Consider the following 18,820-nt stretch of genomic DNA (forward strand, 5'->3'; position numbering starts at 1 on the left):
TTTAGTCGGAGGGAAGGATGAATACAGAAGACATTGACCGGGGGGAAGTGCTCCGGTATCTGGGTTATGGGAGACATGAGGCGGATCAGGCCGTGATGGGTCTGGTGGAGGAGTGTATCGCACAGCTGTTAAAGGAAGCCCAGCCACGCTGTCTGTACAGGGAATATCCTTTGATCCTGGGGCCGGAGGGCGCGGTGGACGGCGGCTGTTTCCAGACCGTGAGCAGGAATCTGTCAAGGAATCTGAGGGACTGCGGCCAGATCATTGTGTTTGCCGCCACCCTGGGTACGGGAGCGGACCATCTGATCCAGAAATACAACAAACTTCAGATGAGCAAGGCGGTGATCATGCAGGCGGCTGCCACGGCCATGATAGAGGAATACTGCGACCAGGTGTGTACGGGCATTAGGGAGGAGTATGAATCCGGGGACCGGTATCTGCGGCCCAGATTCAGCCCCGGGTACGGGGACTTTCCCCTGGACTGCCAGCAGAGGCTGTTGGACAGCCTGGAGGCAGGCAAAAGGATCGGGATCAAGCTGACGGACAGCCTTCTTATGATGCCGTCCAAATCAGTGACAGCGGTGATGGGAGTCAGCAAGAAGCCTTACCGCTGCGATGTGAAGGGCTGCGAATCCTGCGGGAAAAGGGATTGTCTTTACAGGCGGTGAGCCGGGGACGAATGGGAATCATGAAGATTGAATCAGGCAAAGGGGATATTATTATGATACGTTTTAACTGTGATTACAGCGAGGGCGCACATGAGCGCATTTTAAACAAACTGATGGAGACAAACCTGGAGCAGACTCCGGGATACGGGGAAGACCCCTATTGTGAGGAGGCTGCCGCGATCATCAGGGAGCTTTGTCAAAAGGAAGATGCCGGCGTCCACTTTCTGGTGGGCGGCACCCAGGCTAATGCCACAGTAATCGCATCCGCCCTCAGACCCCACCAGGGTGTGGCGGGAGCCGTGACCGCCCACATCAATGTACATGAGACGGGGGCAGTGGAGGCAACCGGGCATAAGGTCCTTTCGCTGCCCTCCGCTGACGGCAAGATCACTGCGTCCCAGGTGGAGGAACTGTACCTGGCCCATATTAACGATGAAAGCTTTGAGCATATGGTGCAGCCGGGAATGGTATATATATCCAATCCCACGGAGCTGGGGACCATCTACACAAGGGCTGAGCTGGAAGCTCTTTACAGGGTGTGCAGAACATGGGGCCTGTACCTGTTTGTGGACGGCGCCCGTCTGGCATACGGACTGGCGGCAGAGGGCAATGATGTGGATCTTAAGGTTCTGGCTTCCAACTGTGACGTGTTCTACATTGGGGGAACCAAGGTGGGCGCCCTGTTCGGTGAAGCGGTGGTGATCACCAATGAGGAGCTGAAAAAGGATTTCCGCTACCACATTAAGCAGAGAGGCGGAATGTTGGCAAAGGGAAGGCTTCTGGGGATCCAGTTTGGAGAACTGCTGCGGGACGGTCTGTACATGGAACTGGGACGCCATGGGGACAGGATGGCGGATAAGATCAGAAAGGCATGCCGGGACAAAGAGATTCCCTTCCTGGTGACCAATACCACCAACCAGGTATTTCCCATTATGCCTGATGCCCTGTTGGAGCAATGGAAGGATAAATACAGCTATACCAACCAGGGCCGGGTGGATGAGACCCACACGGCCATCCGGCTTTGTACCAGCTGGGTTACCAGCGAGGAGCATGTGGATGCCCTGGTAAAGGATATATTAAACAGCTAACACCTGGAGTGTATTTGGAACATGCTCCGGGATGGATACTGCTTGGGAGGAATGACAATGAGACTATTAGAGGAAATGAAAGTACGCCGCCTGTTCTGTGACGGCGGAATGGGAAGCATGCTTCAGGCCCGGGGACTTCAGGCAGGGGAAATGCCTGAGATGTGGAACCTGACCCATCCTGAGATTGTAAGGGATATCCACAGGCAGTACCTGAAGGCAGGGGCTGATATCATGGAAACCAACACCTTTGGAGCCAATGGGCTTAAATATAAGGACAACCTGGAGGAGATCATTACTGCGGCGGTGGGACACGCAAAGGCGGCAGTGGAGGAAGCGGGACATGGCTATGTTGCCCTGGACGTGGGGCCCACGGGAAAACTGTTAAAGCCCCTGGGAGACCTGGACTTTGAGGATGCGGTAAGTCTGTACAAGGAAGTGGTGGCTTACGGTGTTAAGGCCGGGGCCGACCTGGTGTTCATTGCCACAATGAGCGACAGCTATGAGCTGAAAGCGGCGGTGCTGGCTGCAAAGGAAGCCGGGGTGGATCCGGTGACAGGTGAAAATATTCCCGTGTTTACCTCAGTGACCTTTGATGAGAAGGGAAAGCTTCTCACAGGAGGAAATGTGGAATCCACGGTGGCGCTGTTAGAAGGCCTGCGGGTGGATGCCCTGGGAATCAACTGCGGACTGGGACCGGAGCAGATGAAGGGGATCCTGAAGGATATCCTTGAAGTGACTTCCCTTCCTGTTATGGTGAATCCCAATGCCGGACTTCCAAGAAGCGAGAACGGGAAAACGGTCTATGATATCAACGAAGACCAGTTTGCCCAGGTCATGAGGGAGATCGTAGACATGGGAGCCGCCGTGGTGGGAGGATGCTGCGGCACCACTCCGGACCACATACGGGAGACTGTTAAGCTCTGTAAGGACATCCCCGTAAGATGGCCTGAGAAAAAAAGGCGCACGGTTATTTCCTCCTATGCCCAGGCCGTGGTGGTGGACAGGAAAACGGTCATTATCGGGGAGCGGATCAACCCCACGGGCAAATCTAAATTCAAGCAGGCTCTCCGGGACCATAACCTGGAATACATCCTCAGGGAAGGGGTGAGCCAGCAGGACAACGGAGCCGATGTGCTGGATGTGAATGTGGGTCTGCCTGAGATAGATGAGCCTTCCATGATGGAGGAGGTGGTAAAGGAACTTCAAAGCATTATCGATCTTCCGCTGCAGATCGACACCTCCAACATCGAAGCCATGGAGCGGGCCATGAGGGTTTATAACGGCAAGCCTCTGATCAACTCCGTCAACGGAAAGGCGGAGGTTATGAGCCAGGTGTTTCCTCTGGTTGCAAAATACGGCGGCGTTGTGGTGGGATTGTGCCTGGATGAGGGCGGGATCCCGGAGACGGCAGAGGGCCGTATTGCAGTGGGCCGTAAGATCATTGATACAGCTGCGGATTATGGGATCGGGCCGGAAGATATCATACTGGACGGCCTGTGTATGACTGTGAGTTCGGACAGCAGGGGGGCCCTGACCACACTGGAGACCCTGCGGCGCATCCGGGATGAACTGGGGGGCAAATCGGTGCTGGGGGTGTCCAACATTTCCTTTGGCCTTCCCCAGAGAGAGATCATCAATGGGGCCTTTTTTACCATGGCCATGGAGGCCGGGCTGAATGCGGCTATTATCAATCCCAACTCCGAGGCCATGATGCGTGCTTTTTACAGCTTTAATGCCCTGATGGACAGGGATCCCCAGTGCAGCCGGTATATAAGCATCTACAGCGGCCAGGCATCCGGCCTTGGGCGGACCATAGGAAAGAACGGCGCGGGCCAGGCGGCAGGCAACGGCGGCCAGGCGTCCGGCGCATCATCGGCTTTGTCCGGCGGGGAAGATGCCGGAGCGCTCCTTACCTCGGCCATTGAGCGGGGACTGAAGGATGCGGCCCACCAGGCAGTGGGTGTTCTGCTGGAGAAAAGGGATGCCCTGGACATTATCAATGACCACATGATCCCTGCCCTGGACCGGGTGGGCAAAGGGTTTGAAAAGGGAACCGTCTTCCTTCCCCAGCTCCTTATGAGCGCTGAGGCGGCAAAGGCGGCCTTTGAGGTCATTAAGACCAGGATGGACCAAAGCGGTCAGGTGCAGGAGAAAAAAGGCACTGTCATTCTGGCAACCGTTAAAGGCGATATCCATGATATCGGAAAAAACATTGTAAAGGTGCTTTTGGAAAATTACGGGTATGATGTAATGGATCTGGGGAAGGATGTGCCTCCGGAGAGGATCGTGGAGGAGGCTGTAAAGGGAAAGGTTCCCCTTGTGGGGCTCAGCGCCCTTATGACCACCACGGTGCCCAGCATGGAGGAGACCATCCAAAAGCTCAGGGCAACAGCGCCAAACGTCAAGGTGATGGTGGGAGGGGCAGTGCTCACAAAAGAGTATGCCCAGACCATAGGAGCCGACATGTACTGCCGGGACGCCATGGCATCTGTCAATTATGCGGAGAGCATTTTTGTCAGGTAAAAACATAAAAATAAAGCCCCATGGGTTTAGAGACGGGGCAGTTCATAGGATGCGGCGGCACACTGGACCACAGTAGGTGCTGCCGTGTCCTTATTTTGTTCAGGGGGCAGCTCGCGGAAGGAGACCATATTTTTGCCGTGGTTTTTTGCATAATATAGTTCATCATCAGCAGCCTGTACCATATTGGGGTATGTTTCCAGGGAGGTGGGGATGGCGCTGCATATTCCCACACTGATGGTCACATAGGGAGAAATGCTGTGGTTGGCTGAAGGGATCCTTAAGTCGGTTACAGACAACCTGAGACGGTCCGCCACCTGGACGGCGTCCTCCGGTTTGATCCCATACAGGAGGATCTCAAACTCCTCTCCGCCAAAGCGGCAGATCAGATCCTTTTCCTGATGGATGTGGGTGGCCAGCGCATCCGCCACCCGTTTCAGGCATTCATCCCCCGCCACGTGGCCGAATGTGTCATTGTACTGTTTAAAGTAATCAATATCCACCATAATGACAGCCACAGGGATCTGAAGCCGGATGGCCCCGGGCATCAGCGCCTCCAGGCCCAGGGCAAATCCGTTTCTGTTAGGTATATGGGTCAGGGGGTCATTGTCAGCCCTGCTCTGAAGGTAGACCTGTTCGTCACGCGCTTCCCGCAGCATACGCAGGTTGTTTCCGATAATGCGGCAGCGGACCTGGGACAGGAACAGGCTGATAAAGCTGTAAAGGAACAGGTTGGAGTACAGGGCCACCGGCGCCCGCTGTGTCACAAAGGAAGGAAGAGCCAGTCCCGCTGTGACGAATACGGCGGTGGCTGCCTCGGTAAACGTAAAGAAGGGCCCTGCTGCAATATAGATATAGAACATAAGCACACTTTCCGCAGTCATCCTGCTCTTCAGGCAATAATGATTGATCAACAGACAGAATAAGCCAAGCAGTGAGGTGAACACATAGGTATGGTATTGTATCATACGGCGTGTCCTCCGGTTGCGCTCCAATTTGAATATATGTTCACAGTAGAACAGATTGCTTACCATGAACAATAGGAACAGGACGATGGCCATGCTGATGGGTGAGATCAGCCTGTTGCTTATGTCCACGGCCAGGTAACTGACCAGATTCACCAGTTCCAGTACAATGAGGAGAACGGAAAAGTTCAGTGTCTGGCTGATGTTCATGGTCTGGACCGTGTCAAACAGTTCCTGTACATGTCTGAATGTTGTCTCGCATCTGAAAAGCGGAAAAGCTGTACTTATGTTTTTTTTCACATTGTTTAGCATGATGTAATATCCCCTGTCATATAATACTAACTGCCAAATCCCTCTTAACAGCAAACAGGGCGGCGGTTACATAATAATACAAATATATTCACGATGCGCAATGTATATAACTTAAAAAAGTGTAAAGAAGTGCGAAATTTGTCACCATTTTCTGGAAATGTCCCCAATTACTCCCTGACACAGATGGTTATAAATGTGATAATATGGTTTTGTAACAAAAAAGAAATACTTTTGTAATATTCAAGAGAATATTACAAGCACAGAAAGAGAGGACAAACTATGTTACCAATTTCAACAATGGCAGTTGCCGCAATGTTAGGTTCTGCATGCGGTACGAATATGGCAACCATGAATGATTATAATGCAGGGCTTTACAACGGATCCAACAATCCTCAGAATGTATGCTACCAGCACGGAAACCAGGATCTGGACTGTATTCTGTCCCAGATGGGTGTCAGCGCACCGTCCGGTAATTCCTGCAGCGGATTTTCCAACGGAATGGGATTCTAAGCAATCCTTATTGATGTGGAACTGATGTATCTGTAAACGAATACACCTGCAAACCAACAAACTATATATACCTACAAACTTAGATACGAACAAAACTAATATACCTACATAATCATATTCCCTTATAAAATCTCCCCGCCTGTGTCTGTTTCACGGCGGGGAGTTTTTTTGCCCTTCTGCAATAAGAACGCGGCTTCCGGCATAATATATACAGAAAATTAATTCCCATTTGGCGGTCCATGGGTTACAATGATCCGGATAATGGAAAAAAAGGAGTCTGAGAATGAATAAAGATCATCTGATTACGATATTAAAAGGAATGTGGATCGGCGGCACCATGACGGTCCCGGGAGTCAGCGGAGGTTCCATGGCCATGATCATGGGCGTGTATGACAGGCTCATTTCCTCGGTCAGTTCCTTTTTCCGCAATCCGGGAAAGAGCATGTCCTTTCTGGTGCGGTTTGTACTGGGGGCCGGGATCGGGATGGTGGTATTTTCCCGGTTCATCAGTTTTCTTTTTACCACCAGGGCGGATGTGCCTCTTCGGTTCTTCTTTCTGGGAGCTGTGGCTGGGGGAGTGCCCATGATATATAAGGAAGCGGGAATTAAAAGGATCAGTTTGGGAGCAGTGGCCTATCCTGTCATAGGGATCCTGGCCGTTGTGATACTGGCCCTGCTTCCTACCGGTCTGTTTGAACCAAACGGCAGCTTTGGCATAGGCGCAGCGCTCATTCAGCTGGCCGGGGGGATCATCATAGCGGTGGGCCTGGTGCTGCCCGGGATCAGTGTTTCCCAGATGCTCTACATGCTGGGGATCTATGAGGGGATCATTAAAAATATAAGCACCCTGAACATATTGCCCCTGATTCCCCTGGGAGCAGGCGTGGTGGGAGGGATCTTCCTGACCACCAAGGTGCTGGAACAGCTGATGGAGCGCCATCCCCAGCCCACCTATCTGATCATCTTAGGTTTTATGTTCGGGTCCCTGCCCGAACTGTTTCCGGGCATTCCTTCAGGCTCGGATATGGCGTACAGCATCCTGTGTGCAGCCCTGGGCTTCGCTGCCCTGTATAAGATGGCGGGGAAGGAAGCCTAGGAATGTCCGCGCGTTCCCAAAGCGTGTCTAAACATCAGTCCACGCGCTCATCACCCCAGAAAAACGCGCCTACGGTTCCGGGACCGGTGTGGGAGCCGATCACGGTTCCTATGTCCATAATGGGCGGCGCTCCGTTCAGATGGGGAAAGGTCTCTTTGATCAGGGAAGCCACGGCCTGGGCATCGTCAGGGCAGGAGGAGTGGCAGATGAAACATTTCCCTGAATAACCTGTCTTGTCCTGGGCATGGGTCTTCATGCGTTCCACCAATTCCTTTATGACTTTTTTCTTGCCCCGGCACTTGTCCCGGGGGATCAGCTTGCCCTCGTGATCTATGTTCATCAGGGGGCAGATATTCAACATGTTGCCGAAAAAGGCTGCAGAGACTGAGATTCTTCCGCCTCTCCTTAAATGGGTCAGGTCCATGGTGAAGAACCAGCCCTGCAGCCTTAATTTATGTTCCTTGATCCAGGTGACCAGTTCCTCATAGCCGGTCCCTGCCTGCATTTTTCCCCAGGCAGTGTCCAGGAGGAGGCCATAGCCAACAGATGCCTGCAGTGAATCAATAACCTCGATCCGCCGGTCAGGATAGCGCTCCTGCATCTCATCCCTGGCTATGACAGCCGAATTATAGGTTCCTGAGATTCCGGTGGACAGGGTCAGATGGATGATATCCTTCCCCTCCCTAAGGATGGGATCAAACATGGCCTCATACTGTTCGGGATTTACCTGGGAGGTGGTGGGCATGGCGCCATCCCGGATCCTTTGATAAAAATCCTCAATGGCAATGGACTTTCCCAGATCATCATCGTACTCTTTATCTTCCATCCGGAAATGGAAGCAGGCATAGGGGATATCCCGTTCTGCCAGGTATTGCTCAGGCATGTCAGCAGTGGAACAGCAGGTTATTACATATGAAGTTGTCATAATGTGCTCCTTTTAATAAGTCAATGGTTGACGTGTTTTATGGACAAAGTATAGCATGGTGCAGGGGATAGTGTCAAATAAATACAGCTGGCTGCTGGCTGCGGACGGATAAACAGGATATGTGTAAGAGGACAGGGCTTGTACTGGTAAAACGAGGAAAATTGTGCTATGATGTACTTTGTGCTGTGATACAGGGCGTATTTGTGTTGTGACACCCTGGAGTATACGAATGGAAAGGAATGGCAATCATAATGTATAAATGCTGTATATTTGATCTGGATGGAACATTGGTAAATTCCATATATGCCATACAAAAATCCGTGGATCTCACCCTGGAACAGTGGGGGATGAGGCCGGTATCCGTGGAGGAGTGCAAGGTTTTTGTGGGGGATGGATATAAGAAGCTTTTGGAGCGGGCGCTGAAGGCGTGCGGGGATGAAGGGCTGGATCATTACCAGGAGGCCCTGGAACAATATCCGGATATTTTTAAAGGGTGCTGCATGTACCGTGTGGACGCCTATGACGGGATCAGGGAAATGCTGGCATTTTTAAATGAACATAACATCCTATCCGCAGTGCTTTCCAACAAACCCCACCCCAGGACGCTGGACAATGTGGAGGGCGTGTTTGGAAAAGGCTGCTTTGACCTGGTGTATGGGGAGAGGGAGGATAAGGGAATCAGGAAAAAACCGGCCCCGGATGGAGTCTGGGCCATTATGAAGGAGCTGGGGGTGACCGGGGAAGAGGTGCTGTATCTGGGAGATACCAATACGGACATGCGTACCGGGAAACATGCCGGTGTGGACACAGTGGGCGTTACCTGGGGATTCAGGGACAGGAAGGAACTGGAGGAGTTTGCTCCCAGGTTTGTTGTGGACCATCCATCCCAGGTGATACAGATTATAAAGGATGTGAACGGGATTGGACAGGAATAAATCGGGCAGGCTAAAAGTGCTGGTCTGGATCATGGCAGTTTTGACAATCGCCGAGATAGTTCTTGGGATATGGGGGGCAAGGGGCAGGAGAGGGATGGAGCAGGCGGCGGAAAAAAGGGATGACAGGCTGTGTGTGGTCACCACCATTTTCCCCTACTATGATTTTGTGCGCCAGATCGCAGGGGACAGGGTGGATCTGAAGCTGATCGTCCCGGCCGGCATGGACAGCCACTCCTTTGAACCCACCCCGGCCGATATGATCGCCATGCAGGAAGCGGACGTTATAGTATTTAACGGCGGGGAGATGGAGCACTGGGTGGACCAGGTCCTGGACTCCCTGGATACCAGCAATATGGTATTGCTCACCATGATGGATTATGTGGATACAGTGGAAGAGGAGCATGTGGAGGGAATGGAGGACGCCCATGACCACGGAGCAGAGGACCATGAACACGGGGATGAGGCAGACATCCATATGGAGGATGCCCACCGGTTTGAAGCCGATGGCCATGAGATGGAGATAGAGTATGATGAGCATATCTGGACCTCCCCGGTGAATGCCCAGGCCATTGTAAAGATCATAAGCCAGACCCTTCAGGAGGCGGATCCGCAGGGGAGCAGCTATTACCAGGAAAATACAGATGCATATGTCAAGGATCTGAAGGATCTGGATGGAAGGTTCAGGCAGGTGGTTTCCCAGGCAAGAAACCATATGATTGTGGTGGCGGACAAATTCCCTTTCCGGTATTTTGCAGATGAGTACGGACTCACCTACAGGGCTGCATTTTCAGGCTGCAGCACGGATACGGAGCCCAGCGCCAAGACCATTGCCTATCTCATAGACAAGGTGAGGGAAGAGGGGATCGGGGCAGTGTACTATCTGGAACTGTCAAGCCACCGCACGGCGGAGATCATCAGTGAGGAGACCGGGGCAGCGCCCCTCCTTCTACATTCCTGCCACAATGTGGCCAGAAGACAGTTTGATGAAGGGATAACCTATCTCCAGCTGATGAACCGGAACGTGGAGAATCTCCGCATAGGGCTGGAGTAGCTGCGCCATGGGAATGCAGACTGCCTGCCCGGCAGTACAACGGAAGAAATAAAAAAGAGGTATGAGATGACACCTTTGATAAAATGTGAACATGTAGATTTTGGATATGATAACCAGGATGCGGTGGTGGACGTGAATATGGAAGTCAACCCCGGCGATTACCTGTGTATTGTGGGGGAAAATGGTTCAGGCAAGAGTACCCTGATGAAGGGACTCCTGGGGCTTTTAAAGCCCACGGCAGGAAGGCTTGAGGTGGCGGATGACTTAAAACGCACGGGGATCGGCTATCTGCCCCAGCAGACCGCTGCCCAGAAGGATTTTCCGGCCACGGTATATGAGGTGGTGCTCAGCGGCTGCCTCAGCAAAAGGGGGCGGCTGCCCTTTTACTCCAGAGCTGAAAAGAATATAGCGGACCGGAACCTGGAAAAGCTGGGTATTACCCCTCTTAGGGACCAGTGTTACCGGGAATTGTCGGGAGGGCAGCAGCAGAGGGTGCTGATCGCCAGGGCGCTTTGCGCCACCACAGAACTGCTGATCCTGGATGAACCCATCACCGGGCTGGATCCCATGGCGATCCAGGAGTTTTATACAATGCTGCGCAGGCTGAACCGCGAGGACGGGGTGGCCATTCTCATGGTTTCCCATGATTTGAGAAATGCGGTGGAGGAGGCCAATAAGATCCTCCACCTTCAAAAGCGGGTCATGTTCTACGGACCTGCCCATGATTATATGAACAGTAAGGCGGCAGGCCACTTCTTCCATGAGAAGGAGCAGGGAAAATGCAAGCCCACGGCGGGCTGCCATGTTCTAAACGTTCACGTACACAGGGAGGAAGAGTCATGAGTGTGATCAGCGAGATGTTATCTTACCCCTTCCTGGTGCGGGCCCTTGTGGGCGGAATGCTGGTGTCCCTGTGCGCCTCCCTTTTGGGAGTGAGCCTGGTGCTGAAGCGGTATTCCATGATCGGGGACGGGCTTTCCCATGTGTCCTTTGGAGCCTTATCCATTGCCCTGGCCATGGGCTGGTCACCGCTTAAGGTGTCCATTCCCGTGGTGGTGCTGGCCGCATTCTTCCTCCTTCGGATCACGGAGAACAGCAGGATCAAAAGTGACGCGGCCATTGCTCTGATCTCAGCCAGCGCGCTGGCCATCGGTATCATCGTCACATCCCTTACCACAGGGCTTACCACGGATGTGAGCAGCTATATGTTCGGAAGCATCCTGGCCATGAGCCGGGAGGATGTGGTGCTCAGCGCAGTGCTGTCCCTGGTGGTGCTGATCCTGTTTGCGGTGTGCTATAACAAGATATTCGCAGTGACGTTTGATGAGAATTTTGCAAAAGCCACTGGTGTAAATGTGGGCTTTTATAATGTGGTCATTGCCGTGCTCACAGCGGTTACCATTGTACTGGGGATGCGTATGATGGGGGCCATGCTGATCTCCAGCCTGATCATATTCCCATGCCTCTCATCCATGCGGGTGTTTAAAAGCTTCGGGGGCGTGGTGGTGTCATCGGGCATCCTTTCCGTACTGTGCTTTTTAATAGGGATGACTGCATCCTACCAGTTCTCAACACCTGCGGGCGCCAGTGTGGTGGTGGCCAATCTTCTGGTGTTTATGCTGTTTATGGCATGGCAGTCCCTGAGCAGGCTGCGGGCCTGAGAAAATAATATGTGCGGACAGTTGGCGGTAGACATACCATGGAACAAGTGATACAATGCTGTTCAGTGGGAAGGATTTCCATGAAAATGCCTCTGCCATGTTCTGTAAACGCGCACATGGGAGACTGAATGAGGGGAACATGAAAGAGAAGTTATTTGAATCAAAACCAAAGCATTACCGACTAAAAAAACACATATCCCAGACGCAGTTTATCGCCTATGGGTTTTTCCTGATCATCATGACAGGCACCTTTCTTCTGATGCTGCCCATATCCAGCAGGGATGGACAGAGCGAGCCTTTTCTTAACTGTCTGTTTACCGCCACCAGCGCGTCCTGCGTTACCGGCCTGGTGGTGGCGGATACGTGGACCCAGTGGAGCATGTTTGGACAGGTACTGCTGCTGATCATGATCCAGCTGGGAGGACTTGGATTCATCAGTATCGGCATCTTTCTCTCCATTGTGCTCAGGCGTAAGATCGGCCTGAAGGAGCGGGGGCTGATGGAGGAGAGCGTGAACACGCTGCAGATCGGCGGTATGGTCAAGCTGGCCAGAAGGATCATTATGGGTACGGCCATCTTTGAGGGGGCGGGTGCTGTTATACTGTCACTGCGGTTCATCCCGCAATACGGCTTGTTCCGCGGGATCTGGTATGGGATCTTCCACTCCATCTCAGCCTTCTGTAATGCTGGTTTTGACCTGATGGGACATGCTGAGCAGTACAGCTCCCTGTGCGGTTACACGGGGGACTGGGTGGTCATAGGCACCATCTCGGCCCTGATCATCATTGGCGGTATCGGATTTATCGTGTGGGATGATCTGTATAGGAAGAAATGGGATTTCCGCCACTACATGCTGCACACCAAGATCGTTCTGGTGACAACAGCCACGCTTCTGGCAGTGAGCACCGTGCTGTTTTATCTCATGGAGCGGGATAATATCCTTGTGGGCATGAGCGGGTCTGAGAAGTTCTGGGCCTGTTTTTTCAGCGCGGTAACGCCCAGGACAGCGGGTTTTAACAATGTGGACACGGCTGTGCTCACAGACGGCAGCAAGTTTATGACAGCTATTTTGATGTTTATCGGAGGAAGCCCGGGGTCCACGGCAGGCGGAATCAAGACCAGTACGCTGGCAGTCCTGCTTTTATATGTACACTCCAATATCCGCCAGACCTACGGTGTGGAGATATTTGGCCGCAGGCTTCAGGACGAGTCCATCCGGCAGTCGGCCTGCATCCTTACCATTAATTTAAGCCTGATGCTGACAGCCACTATTTTGATCATGGTGTTCCAGAACCTGCCCATGTCCGATGTGTTTTTTGAGACATGTTCGGCCATCGGCACTTCCGGCATGAGCACGGGAGTGACCAGAAGCCTGAATACATTTTCAAGGATCGTCATTATACTGCTGATGTACTGCGGTCGGATCGGAAGTTTGTCCTTTGCGCTGGCATTTACCAGGTCCAGCCGTAAGCCCCATGTGCAGCTGCCTGCCGAGCGGATCACCATCGGATAACAGGTCCCGTAAAGGCGGGACGGAGCATCAGAAAAAGAGAGAGGTATCTATCTATGAAATCAATTCTTATTATTGGAATCGGAAGATTTGGACAGCATCTGTGTGAGAATCTGGCAAAGCATGATAACCAGATCATGGCAGTGGATATATCAGAGGAAAAGCTGGAGCCCATCCTGCCCTATGTGGTCAGCGCCAAGATCGGAGACTGTACCAATGAGGCGGTGTTAAAGAGCCTGGGGGTTGGGAATTTCGACATCTGCTTTATCTGCATTGGGAATAATTTCCAGAACAGTCTGGAGGTGACCAGCATGATCAAGGAAATGGGAGCAAAATACGTTGTGAGCAAGGCCAACCGCAATATCCATGCAAGGCTTCTGCTTAAAAACGGGGCCGACCAGGTGGTCTATCCGGACCGGGATGTGGCTGAGAAGACGGCTGTGCGCTACAGCGGCAACAATGTGTTTGACTATACGGAGCTGGCTGACGGCATATCCATCTTTGAGATCCGTCCCCTGGATTCCTGGGTCGGGAAATCCATCAAGGATCTGAATATACGGCGGGTCTACGGTATTTCCATCATCGCCTTAAAACAGAGCAGCGGCCACATGAAATTTATGCCGGGCGCCGACTATGTGATCGAGGACGGCATTCATCTTATGGTGATCGGTAACCAGGAGGATGCGGAGCGGATTGTCAAAAAGCTGAGTTAAGGTTAAGGCCAGCTGTTAGAAACGGTCAACGATCATAAAACATCAATGATCATAAACGGTCAACGATCATAAAACATGCTGCGGTGTGAAACCTGCGGTATCTGTTTTCAGCCGGTATTGATCCGGGACGGTTAAGGCTGATGAATAGATGCCGCAGGTTTTTTAACGCTATAATTGTTAAAATATATACAATCATGATCTGGAAAAGGGGAAGAACCTTATTGCTGGTATAAGGTTTTTTTGGTATAATTATTCCATAAATTTGCGGTATTGTCTGGATAAGTTATATATAATACATAATTATGGAGAGGTGATCAGTGTGAAAGAACTGTCAATAGGACAGATGGCCAGGCTGAACGGGGTGTCGGAACAGGCATTGCGGCTTTACGACAAGGTGGGGCTGTTTTCACCCATGTACCGGGACAGGGAGAATGGATACCGCTATTACGATATCCGCCAGAGCGCCCAGCTGGACATGATCCAGCACATGAAAGCCCTGGGCATGTCCCTTAAGGATATCAGGGAGCAGATGAAGCATTTTGACCCGGATATGCTGAGGAATATCCTGTACCGGAACCTGGATGCCATTGACCAGAAGGCTCAGGAACTGATGTACCGGAGAAGGGCCATCGAGCGCACCCTGGAGAGCTATGAGTGGTATGAAAATGCCCCTCCGGACGGCACCATTGTGCTGGAATATATTCCCCGCCGGCTGACCTACATGACAGATTCCGGAGTAAACTTCTATGATTATGGGATTGACGTGTATGAGAAAATACTCAGGGAGCTGAAAAAGAACCTGATCGCCAACCAGCTGTCCCCCATTTACTTTTATAATGCAGGAACTGTGATGAAAAAAGAAGCCCTGTTAGCCGGCCGGTTCTGCTCCACGGAAATCTTTGTTCTGGTGGATAAGGGATTTGTAAAGGAAAGTCTCATAACCCAGATACCGGCCAGCACGTATCTGTGCATTTACTGCAACAGTTTTGACAAGGAGAAGGATTATATAGAGCGGCTTCTTGAGGAAATACGAACCAGGGAATACCGGATCACAGGGGACTATATCTGCGAGGTGGTGGCGGAGGTGCCCATGGATATGCAGGAGCGGGGGATGTTCCTGCGGCTTCAGGTGCCTGTATCCCTGAGGGCAAAAGACGTATAAAAACCACTATTGACTCCATACCTTGTATAAGCCTTATAATAATGGCAGAAACTATTGATGCCCTTGGACTTTGAGGGCAATGAGAGCTAAGATACAGGAAAGGGGTCAAATATCATGATGAATTGCGAAAAAATCCGTGTGGTACAGTATGGCTGTGGAAAGATGGCAAAATATATCCTGCGCTATCTGTATGAAAAAGGGGCTGAGATCGTAGGGGCAATTGACGTGAATCCCGCTGTGGTGGGAATGGACGTGGGGGATTTTGCGGGCATTGGATGCAAGCTGGGAGTGACCATCCGTGATGATGCGGATGCGGTCCTGGATGAGTGTGATGCCGACATTGCAGTGGTAACCCTGTTCAGCTTCATGGAGGATGTATATCCCCATTTTGAAAAATGTGTATCCAGGGGCATCAATGTGGTAACCACCTGTGAGGAGGCGATCTATCCATGGACCACGGCATCCTCCATCACAAACAAACTGGATAAGCTGGCAAAAGAAAATAACTGCACCATCGTGGGCGCAGGTATGCAGGATATATATTGGATCAACATGATCGGTTGTGTGGCCGGGGGCGTGCACCGCATTGACCGGATTGAGGGCGCTACCAGCTACAATGTGGAGGATTACGGACTGGCATTGGCAGAGGCCCATGGAGTGGGTCTGACACCGGAGGAGTTTGAGGCAAAGATTGCCCATCCGGAGACGCTGGAGCCCTGCTATGTGTGGAACTCCAATGAAGCCCTGTGCAACAAGATGGGATGGACCATTAAATCCCAGACCCAGAAATGTGTACCCTATTTTTACCCCACGGATCTTTATTCCGAGACCATGGGATACACCATTCCAAAGGGCAACTGTATTGGTATGAGCGCAGTGGTAACCACCGAGACCTTCCAGGGACCTGTGATTGAGACACAGTGCATCGGAAAGGTATATGGGCCGGATGACGGCGACCTGTGCGACTGGAAGATCATAGGGGAGCCGGAGACCACATTCTTTGTGAAGAAACCGGCCACTGTGGAGCACACCTGCGCCACGGTTGTAAACCGTATTCCTACCATTCTCAATGCGCCGGCCGGATATATCACCGTTGAAAAGCTGGAGGACGTGGAGTATCTGTCCTACCCGATGCACATGTATCTGGATTTCTGATCAAAGGAATCCTCCTTAAGATATTGAACGGATCAGTCTGTCTGGACAGGCGGGGAACGCACCCCGCCTGTCTTCTTTTGTTGTGCGCAGGCCCTGTTTGTGAGAATGATTCATCACAAGATGTCTTGACTTTAGGCGGCTATTGTGCCACAATAGTCAATTGATAGGTTTTAATCATGCCCTGTTTCCGCCGGTCGGAACAGGGGTCCGGATATTTAGAAAGAAGGAAGAGAAAATGACAAAGATTGATATTATTTCCGGTTTCCTGGGAGCGGGAAAGACCACGTTTATTAAGAAGCTTCTTGAGGAGGCGATTGCCGGAGAAAAGGTTGTGCTCATTGAAAATGAATTCGGGGAGATTGGAATTGACGGAGGATTTCTCAAGGACTCTGGCATTGAGATCAGGGAAATGAACTCCGGCTGTATCTGCTGTTCCCTGGTAGGGGATTTCGGCACCTCCCTGGCAGAGGTGCTTACTAAATATAAGCCGGAACGCATCATCATCGAGCCTTCCGGAGTAGGCAAGCTGTCCGATGTGATGAAGGCTGTGGTGGATGTGTCCGCTGACATGGATGTAGAGCTGAACAGCGCAGTGACCATTGTGGATGCTGCCAAGTGCAAGATGTATATGAAGAATTTCGGCGAGTTCTTTAATAACCAGATAGAAAATGCAGGCACCATTGTGCTCAGCCGTACGGATATCACAGATGCCGCAAAGGTCCAGAAGGATGTGGACATGCTTAGGGAGAAGAATGGCGCAGCTGTGATCATTACCACACCTCTGTCTGATCTGAGCGGGGACCAGCTGCTGGAGATCATTGGAAAGCACGACACCATGTTGGATGACCTTTTGGCTGAAGTGAGAGCGGAACGCCATCATGATGATGAGGAGTGCGAGGGCCATCACCACCATCATGACCATGAGGAATGCGAAGGCCATCACCACCATGACCACGATCACCATGATCATCACGGCCACGATCATCACCACCATGCAGACGAGGTGTTTACAAGCTGGGGAATGGAGACCATTGTACCGGTGACATACGACCAGCTGGAGGATGTATTAAAGAGACTGTCCACAACCAAGGAGTTTGGTGATGTGCTCAGGGCCAAAGGTATGCTGCCCACTGAGAATCCCGGGGAATGGCTATACTTTGACCTGGTTCCGGAGCAGTATGAGATCCGGGAAGGAAGGCCGGATTACACAGGCAAGGTCTGCGTGATCGGAGCAAGCCTGGAGGAAGAAGCACTAAACATCGTGTTTGGAAGAGGCTGAGGATAAGATTATGGCATATGAGATTGAAGACGATATCATGCCGTTGTTTCTGATCAACGGATTTCTGGAGGCAGGTAAAACCCAGTTTTTGGATTTTACCATGCAGCAGGACTATTTTAAGGCAGAGGGAAAGACCCTTCTTATCGTGTGCGAGGAAGGGGATACGGAATATGATGAGAAAAAGCTGAAAAAGAATAAGACAGCATTGGTATACGTGGATTCCCTGGAGCAGCTGACCCCTCAGTACCTGAATGAACTGGAGGTGATCTACCAGCCGGAGCGGGTGCTGATGGAGTGGAACGGCATGTGGAACCAGGACGAGCTTAAACTCCCTGCCGACTGGACTATTTATCAGCAGATCACTATCATTGACGGTTCCACCTTTGAACTGTATGTGCAGAACATGAAGCCGCTGTTGGGCGCCATGCTCCGCGGTTCCGAGCTGGTCATCATGAACCGGTGCGATGATATCCCTGACGAGAAACTCACCGCATACCGAAGAACCATCCGCGCCATGAGCCGTGAAAGTGAGATCGTGCTGGAGGACAAGGAAGGCGAGATCGAGCAGGCCACGCTGGAGGAAGACCTTCCCTATGATATCAACAGCAGTGTGATCCGGATCAAACCCGAGGATTATGGTATCTGGTACATTGACTGTATGGACCAGCCGGAGCGGTATAAGGACAAGGTGGTGGAATTCACAGCCATGGTGCTAAAGTCACCCAAGTTCCCCAAGGAGCAGTTTGTGCCCGGGCGTATGGCCATGACGTGCTGTGAGGCGGATATGACCTTTCTGGGATTTATGTGCAAGTGGAAGGATGCCGAAAATTTCAAGACAAAACAGTGGGTCCGGGTCCGGGCCAGGATCGGTGTGGAATACCAGAAAGATTACCGCGGCGAGGGACCGGTCTTGTATGCTGAGAGTGTGGAACCGGCGGACGAGATAAAGGATGTAGTACAATTCTAGGCAGTTCAGTGCCCCGTACCCTGAAGCGGGAGACATTGATATAATACAATAACCGAAAGAGGCAGATGTAGGTTGATCCAGTGATTGGATCAGCACACATCTGCTTCTTTTTTTCCTATTACCAGTATATACCATTCCTGGCAAGACCCCCCGCATTGCACGGATTTCTTGATTCCTGTATGATACTCACATCTGTCCCTGATATATAAGGAGTGGTGCTCTCCCTGTGAATCAGGATTAGGAAATGTGTCAAAAAAACAGAAATATTTAAAAGGAATGTGTCAAAAAGATGAACGGAGGAAA

The 18,820-nt window shown here is 51.7% G+C and carries 17 protein-coding genes; 15 read left to right on the forward strand and 2 right to left on the reverse strand.

Annotated elements, in window-relative coordinates; genetic code table 11:
- Positions 1 to 17: 17 nt before the first annotated feature.
- The 3 genes from ABID13_RS05055 to ABID13_RS05065 are packed head-to-tail and all read left to right on the forward strand — an operon-like array spanning position 18 to position 4,279.
- Positions 18 to 668 (forward strand): vitamin B12 dependent-methionine synthase activation domain-containing protein, encoded by a 651-nt coding sequence (locus ABID13_RS05055; RefSeq protein ID WP_048930180.1) that lies wholly within the window; start codon positions 18 to 20, stop codon positions 666 to 668.
- Between the two features lie 53 nt (positions 669 to 721).
- Positions 722 to 1,756 carry a threonine aldolase family protein gene (locus ABID13_RS05060; protein ID WP_040415384.1) on the forward strand — a complete coding sequence of 345 codons (1,035 nt, stop codon included), beginning with the start codon at positions 722 to 724 and terminating at the stop codon, positions 1,754 to 1,756.
- A 57-nt stretch (positions 1,757 to 1,813) separates the two neighbouring features.
- Entirely contained in the window at positions 1,814 to 4,279 is a 2,466-nt protein-coding gene (locus ABID13_RS05065) for a homocysteine S-methyltransferase family protein (protein WP_045092459.1), read from the forward strand.
- 26 nt (positions 4,280 to 4,305) lie between these two features.
- On the opposite strand, the gene ABID13_RS05070 is transcribed toward ABID13_RS05065, so the two are convergent.
- Entirely contained in the window at positions 4,306 to 5,553 is a 1,248-nt protein-coding gene (locus tag ABID13_RS05070) for a GGDEF domain-containing protein (protein ID WP_048930179.1), read from the reverse strand.
- 279 nt (positions 5,554 to 5,832) lie between these two features.
- On the opposite strand from ABID13_RS05070, the gene ABID13_RS05075 reads away from it, so the two are divergent.
- Both ABID13_RS05075 and ABID13_RS05080 read left to right on the forward strand, forming a co-directional pair.
- Positions 5,833 to 6,063: a hypothetical protein gene (locus ABID13_RS05075; protein ID WP_007858791.1), complete on the forward strand. Its 231-nt coding sequence runs from the start codon at positions 5,833 to 5,835 to the stop codon at positions 6,061 to 6,063.
- Positions 6,064 to 6,346: 283 nt separating this feature from the next.
- Positions 6,347 to 7,159, forward strand: coding sequence for a DUF368 domain-containing protein (locus ABID13_RS05080; protein WP_048930178.1), 813 nt, complete (start codon positions 6,347 to 6,349; stop codon positions 7,157 to 7,159).
- A gap of 34 nt (positions 7,160 to 7,193) precedes the next feature.
- Here ABID13_RS05080 and ABID13_RS05085 read toward each other — a convergent pair whose 3' ends face one another.
- Positions 7,194 to 8,084 carry a DegV family protein gene (locus ABID13_RS05085; RefSeq protein ID WP_048930177.1) on the reverse strand — a complete coding sequence of 297 codons (891 nt, stop codon included), beginning with the start codon at positions 8,082 to 8,084 and terminating at the stop codon, positions 7,194 to 7,196.
- Positions 8,085 to 8,335: 251 nt separating this feature from the next.
- Here ABID13_RS05085 and ABID13_RS05090 point away from each other — a divergent pair, with 251 nt between their 5' ends.
- The 10 genes from ABID13_RS05090 (at position 8,336) to ABID13_RS05135 (ending at position 18,517) form a co-directional block, all read left to right on the forward strand.
- A complete protein-coding gene (locus ABID13_RS05090) occupies positions 8,336 to 9,019 on the forward strand; it encodes an HAD family hydrolase (RefSeq protein WP_007858785.1) in 684 nt (227 codons plus the stop codon).
- Positions 9,020 to 9,050: 31 nt separating this feature from the next.
- Positions 9,051 to 10,070: a metal ABC transporter substrate-binding protein gene (locus ABID13_RS05095; RefSeq protein ID WP_048930319.1), complete on the forward strand. Its 1,020-nt coding sequence runs from the start codon at positions 9,051 to 9,053 to the stop codon at positions 10,068 to 10,070.
- 66 nt (positions 10,071 to 10,136) lie between these two features.
- Positions 10,137 to 10,913: a metal ABC transporter ATP-binding protein gene (locus ABID13_RS05100; RefSeq protein ID WP_048930176.1), complete on the forward strand. Its 777-nt coding sequence runs from the start codon at positions 10,137 to 10,139 to the stop codon at positions 10,911 to 10,913.
- Complete coding sequence (locus ABID13_RS05105; RefSeq protein ID WP_045092463.1) at positions 10,910 to 11,731, forward strand: metal ABC transporter permease; 822 nt, start codon at positions 10,910 to 10,912, stop codon at positions 11,729 to 11,731. The genes ABID13_RS05100 and ABID13_RS05105 overlap by 4 nt, the downstream gene beginning before the upstream one ends.
- 139 nt (positions 11,732 to 11,870) lie before the next feature.
- Positions 11,871 to 13,244: a TrkH family potassium uptake protein gene (locus ABID13_RS05110; RefSeq protein WP_048930318.1), complete on the forward strand. Its 1,374-nt coding sequence runs from the start codon at positions 11,871 to 11,873 to the stop codon at positions 13,242 to 13,244.
- Between the two features lie 53 nt (positions 13,245 to 13,297).
- The gene (locus ABID13_RS05115) at positions 13,298 to 13,954 is read left to right on the forward strand and encodes a potassium channel family protein (RefSeq protein ID WP_007858776.1); all 657 of its coding nucleotides are present in this window, start codon (positions 13,298 to 13,300) and stop codon (positions 13,952 to 13,954) included.
- 319 nt (positions 13,955 to 14,273) lie between these two features.
- Positions 14,274 to 15,116 (forward strand): MerR family transcriptional regulator, encoded by an 843-nt coding sequence (locus ABID13_RS05120; RefSeq protein ID WP_007858773.1) that lies wholly within the window; start codon positions 14,274 to 14,276, stop codon positions 15,114 to 15,116.
- Between the two features lie 114 nt (positions 15,117 to 15,230).
- The gene (locus ABID13_RS05125; protein ID WP_007858772.1) at positions 15,231 to 16,271 is read left to right on the forward strand and encodes an NAD(P)H-dependent amine dehydrogenase family protein; all 1,041 of its coding nucleotides are present in this window, start codon (positions 15,231 to 15,233) and stop codon (positions 16,269 to 16,271) included.
- 235 nt (positions 16,272 to 16,506) lie between these two features.
- Positions 16,507 to 17,550, forward strand: coding sequence for a CobW family GTP-binding protein (locus ABID13_RS05130; protein ID WP_048930175.1), 1,044 nt, complete (start codon positions 16,507 to 16,509; stop codon positions 17,548 to 17,550).
- Between the two features lie 10 nt (positions 17,551 to 17,560).
- Positions 17,561 to 18,517: a TIGR03943 family putative permease subunit gene (locus tag ABID13_RS05135; protein ID WP_048930317.1), complete on the forward strand. Its 957-nt coding sequence runs from the start codon at positions 17,561 to 17,563 to the stop codon at positions 18,515 to 18,517.
- Positions 18,518 to 18,820 lie beyond the last annotated feature (303 nt).

Origin of the sequence: Enterocloster citroniae (assembly GCF_040545455.1) — a bacterium.
Lineage (GTDB): Bacteria > Bacillota > Clostridia > Lachnospirales > Lachnospiraceae > Enterocloster > Enterocloster citroniae.

What these genes read in the sequence shown, in the direction of transcription:
- ABID13_RS05055 (WP_048930180.1), top strand. Translation starts at nt 18, where the DNA reads ATGAATACAGAAGACATTGACCGGGGGGAAGTGCTCCGGTATCTGGGT.
- ABID13_RS05060 (WP_040415384.1), top strand. Translation starts at nt 722, where the DNA reads ATGATACGTTTTAACTGTGATTACAGCGAGGGCGCACATGAGCGCATT.
- ABID13_RS05065 (WP_045092459.1), top strand. Translation starts at nt 1,814, where the DNA reads ATGAGACTATTAGAGGAAATGAAAGTACGCCGCCTGTTCTGTGACGGC.
- ABID13_RS05070 (WP_048930179.1), bottom strand. Translation starts at nt 5,553, where the DNA reads ATGCTAAACAATGTGAAAAAAAACATAAGTACAGCTTTTCCGCTTTTC.
- ABID13_RS05075 (WP_007858791.1), top strand. Translation starts at nt 5,833, where the DNA reads ATGTTACCAATTTCAACAATGGCAGTTGCCGCAATGTTAGGTTCTGCA.
- ABID13_RS05080 (WP_048930178.1), top strand. Translation starts at nt 6,347, where the DNA reads ATGAATAAAGATCATCTGATTACGATATTAAAAGGAATGTGGATCGGC.
- ABID13_RS05085 (WP_048930177.1), bottom strand. Translation starts at nt 8,084, where the DNA reads ATGACAACTTCATATGTAATAACCTGCTGTTCCACTGCTGACATGCCT.
- ABID13_RS05090 (WP_007858785.1), top strand. Translation starts at nt 8,336, where the DNA reads ATGTATAAATGCTGTATATTTGATCTGGATGGAACATTGGTAAATTCC.
- ABID13_RS05095 (WP_048930319.1), top strand. Translation starts at nt 9,051, where the DNA reads ATGGCAGTTTTGACAATCGCCGAGATAGTTCTTGGGATATGGGGGGCA.
- ABID13_RS05100 (WP_048930176.1), top strand. Translation starts at nt 10,137, where the DNA reads ATGACACCTTTGATAAAATGTGAACATGTAGATTTTGGATATGATAAC.
- ABID13_RS05105 (WP_045092463.1), top strand. Translation starts at nt 10,910, where the DNA reads ATGAGTGTGATCAGCGAGATGTTATCTTACCCCTTCCTGGTGCGGGCC.
- ABID13_RS05110 (WP_048930318.1), top strand. Translation starts at nt 11,871, where the DNA reads ATGAAAGAGAAGTTATTTGAATCAAAACCAAAGCATTACCGACTAAAA.
- ABID13_RS05115 (WP_007858776.1), top strand. Translation starts at nt 13,298, where the DNA reads ATGAAATCAATTCTTATTATTGGAATCGGAAGATTTGGACAGCATCTG.
- ABID13_RS05125 (WP_007858772.1), top strand. Translation starts at nt 15,231, where the DNA reads ATGATGAATTGCGAAAAAATCCGTGTGGTACAGTATGGCTGTGGAAAG.
- ABID13_RS05130 (WP_048930175.1), top strand. Translation starts at nt 16,507, where the DNA reads ATGACAAAGATTGATATTATTTCCGGTTTCCTGGGAGCGGGAAAGACC.
- ABID13_RS05135 (WP_048930317.1), top strand. Translation starts at nt 17,561, where the DNA reads ATGGCATATGAGATTGAAGACGATATCATGCCGTTGTTTCTGATCAAC.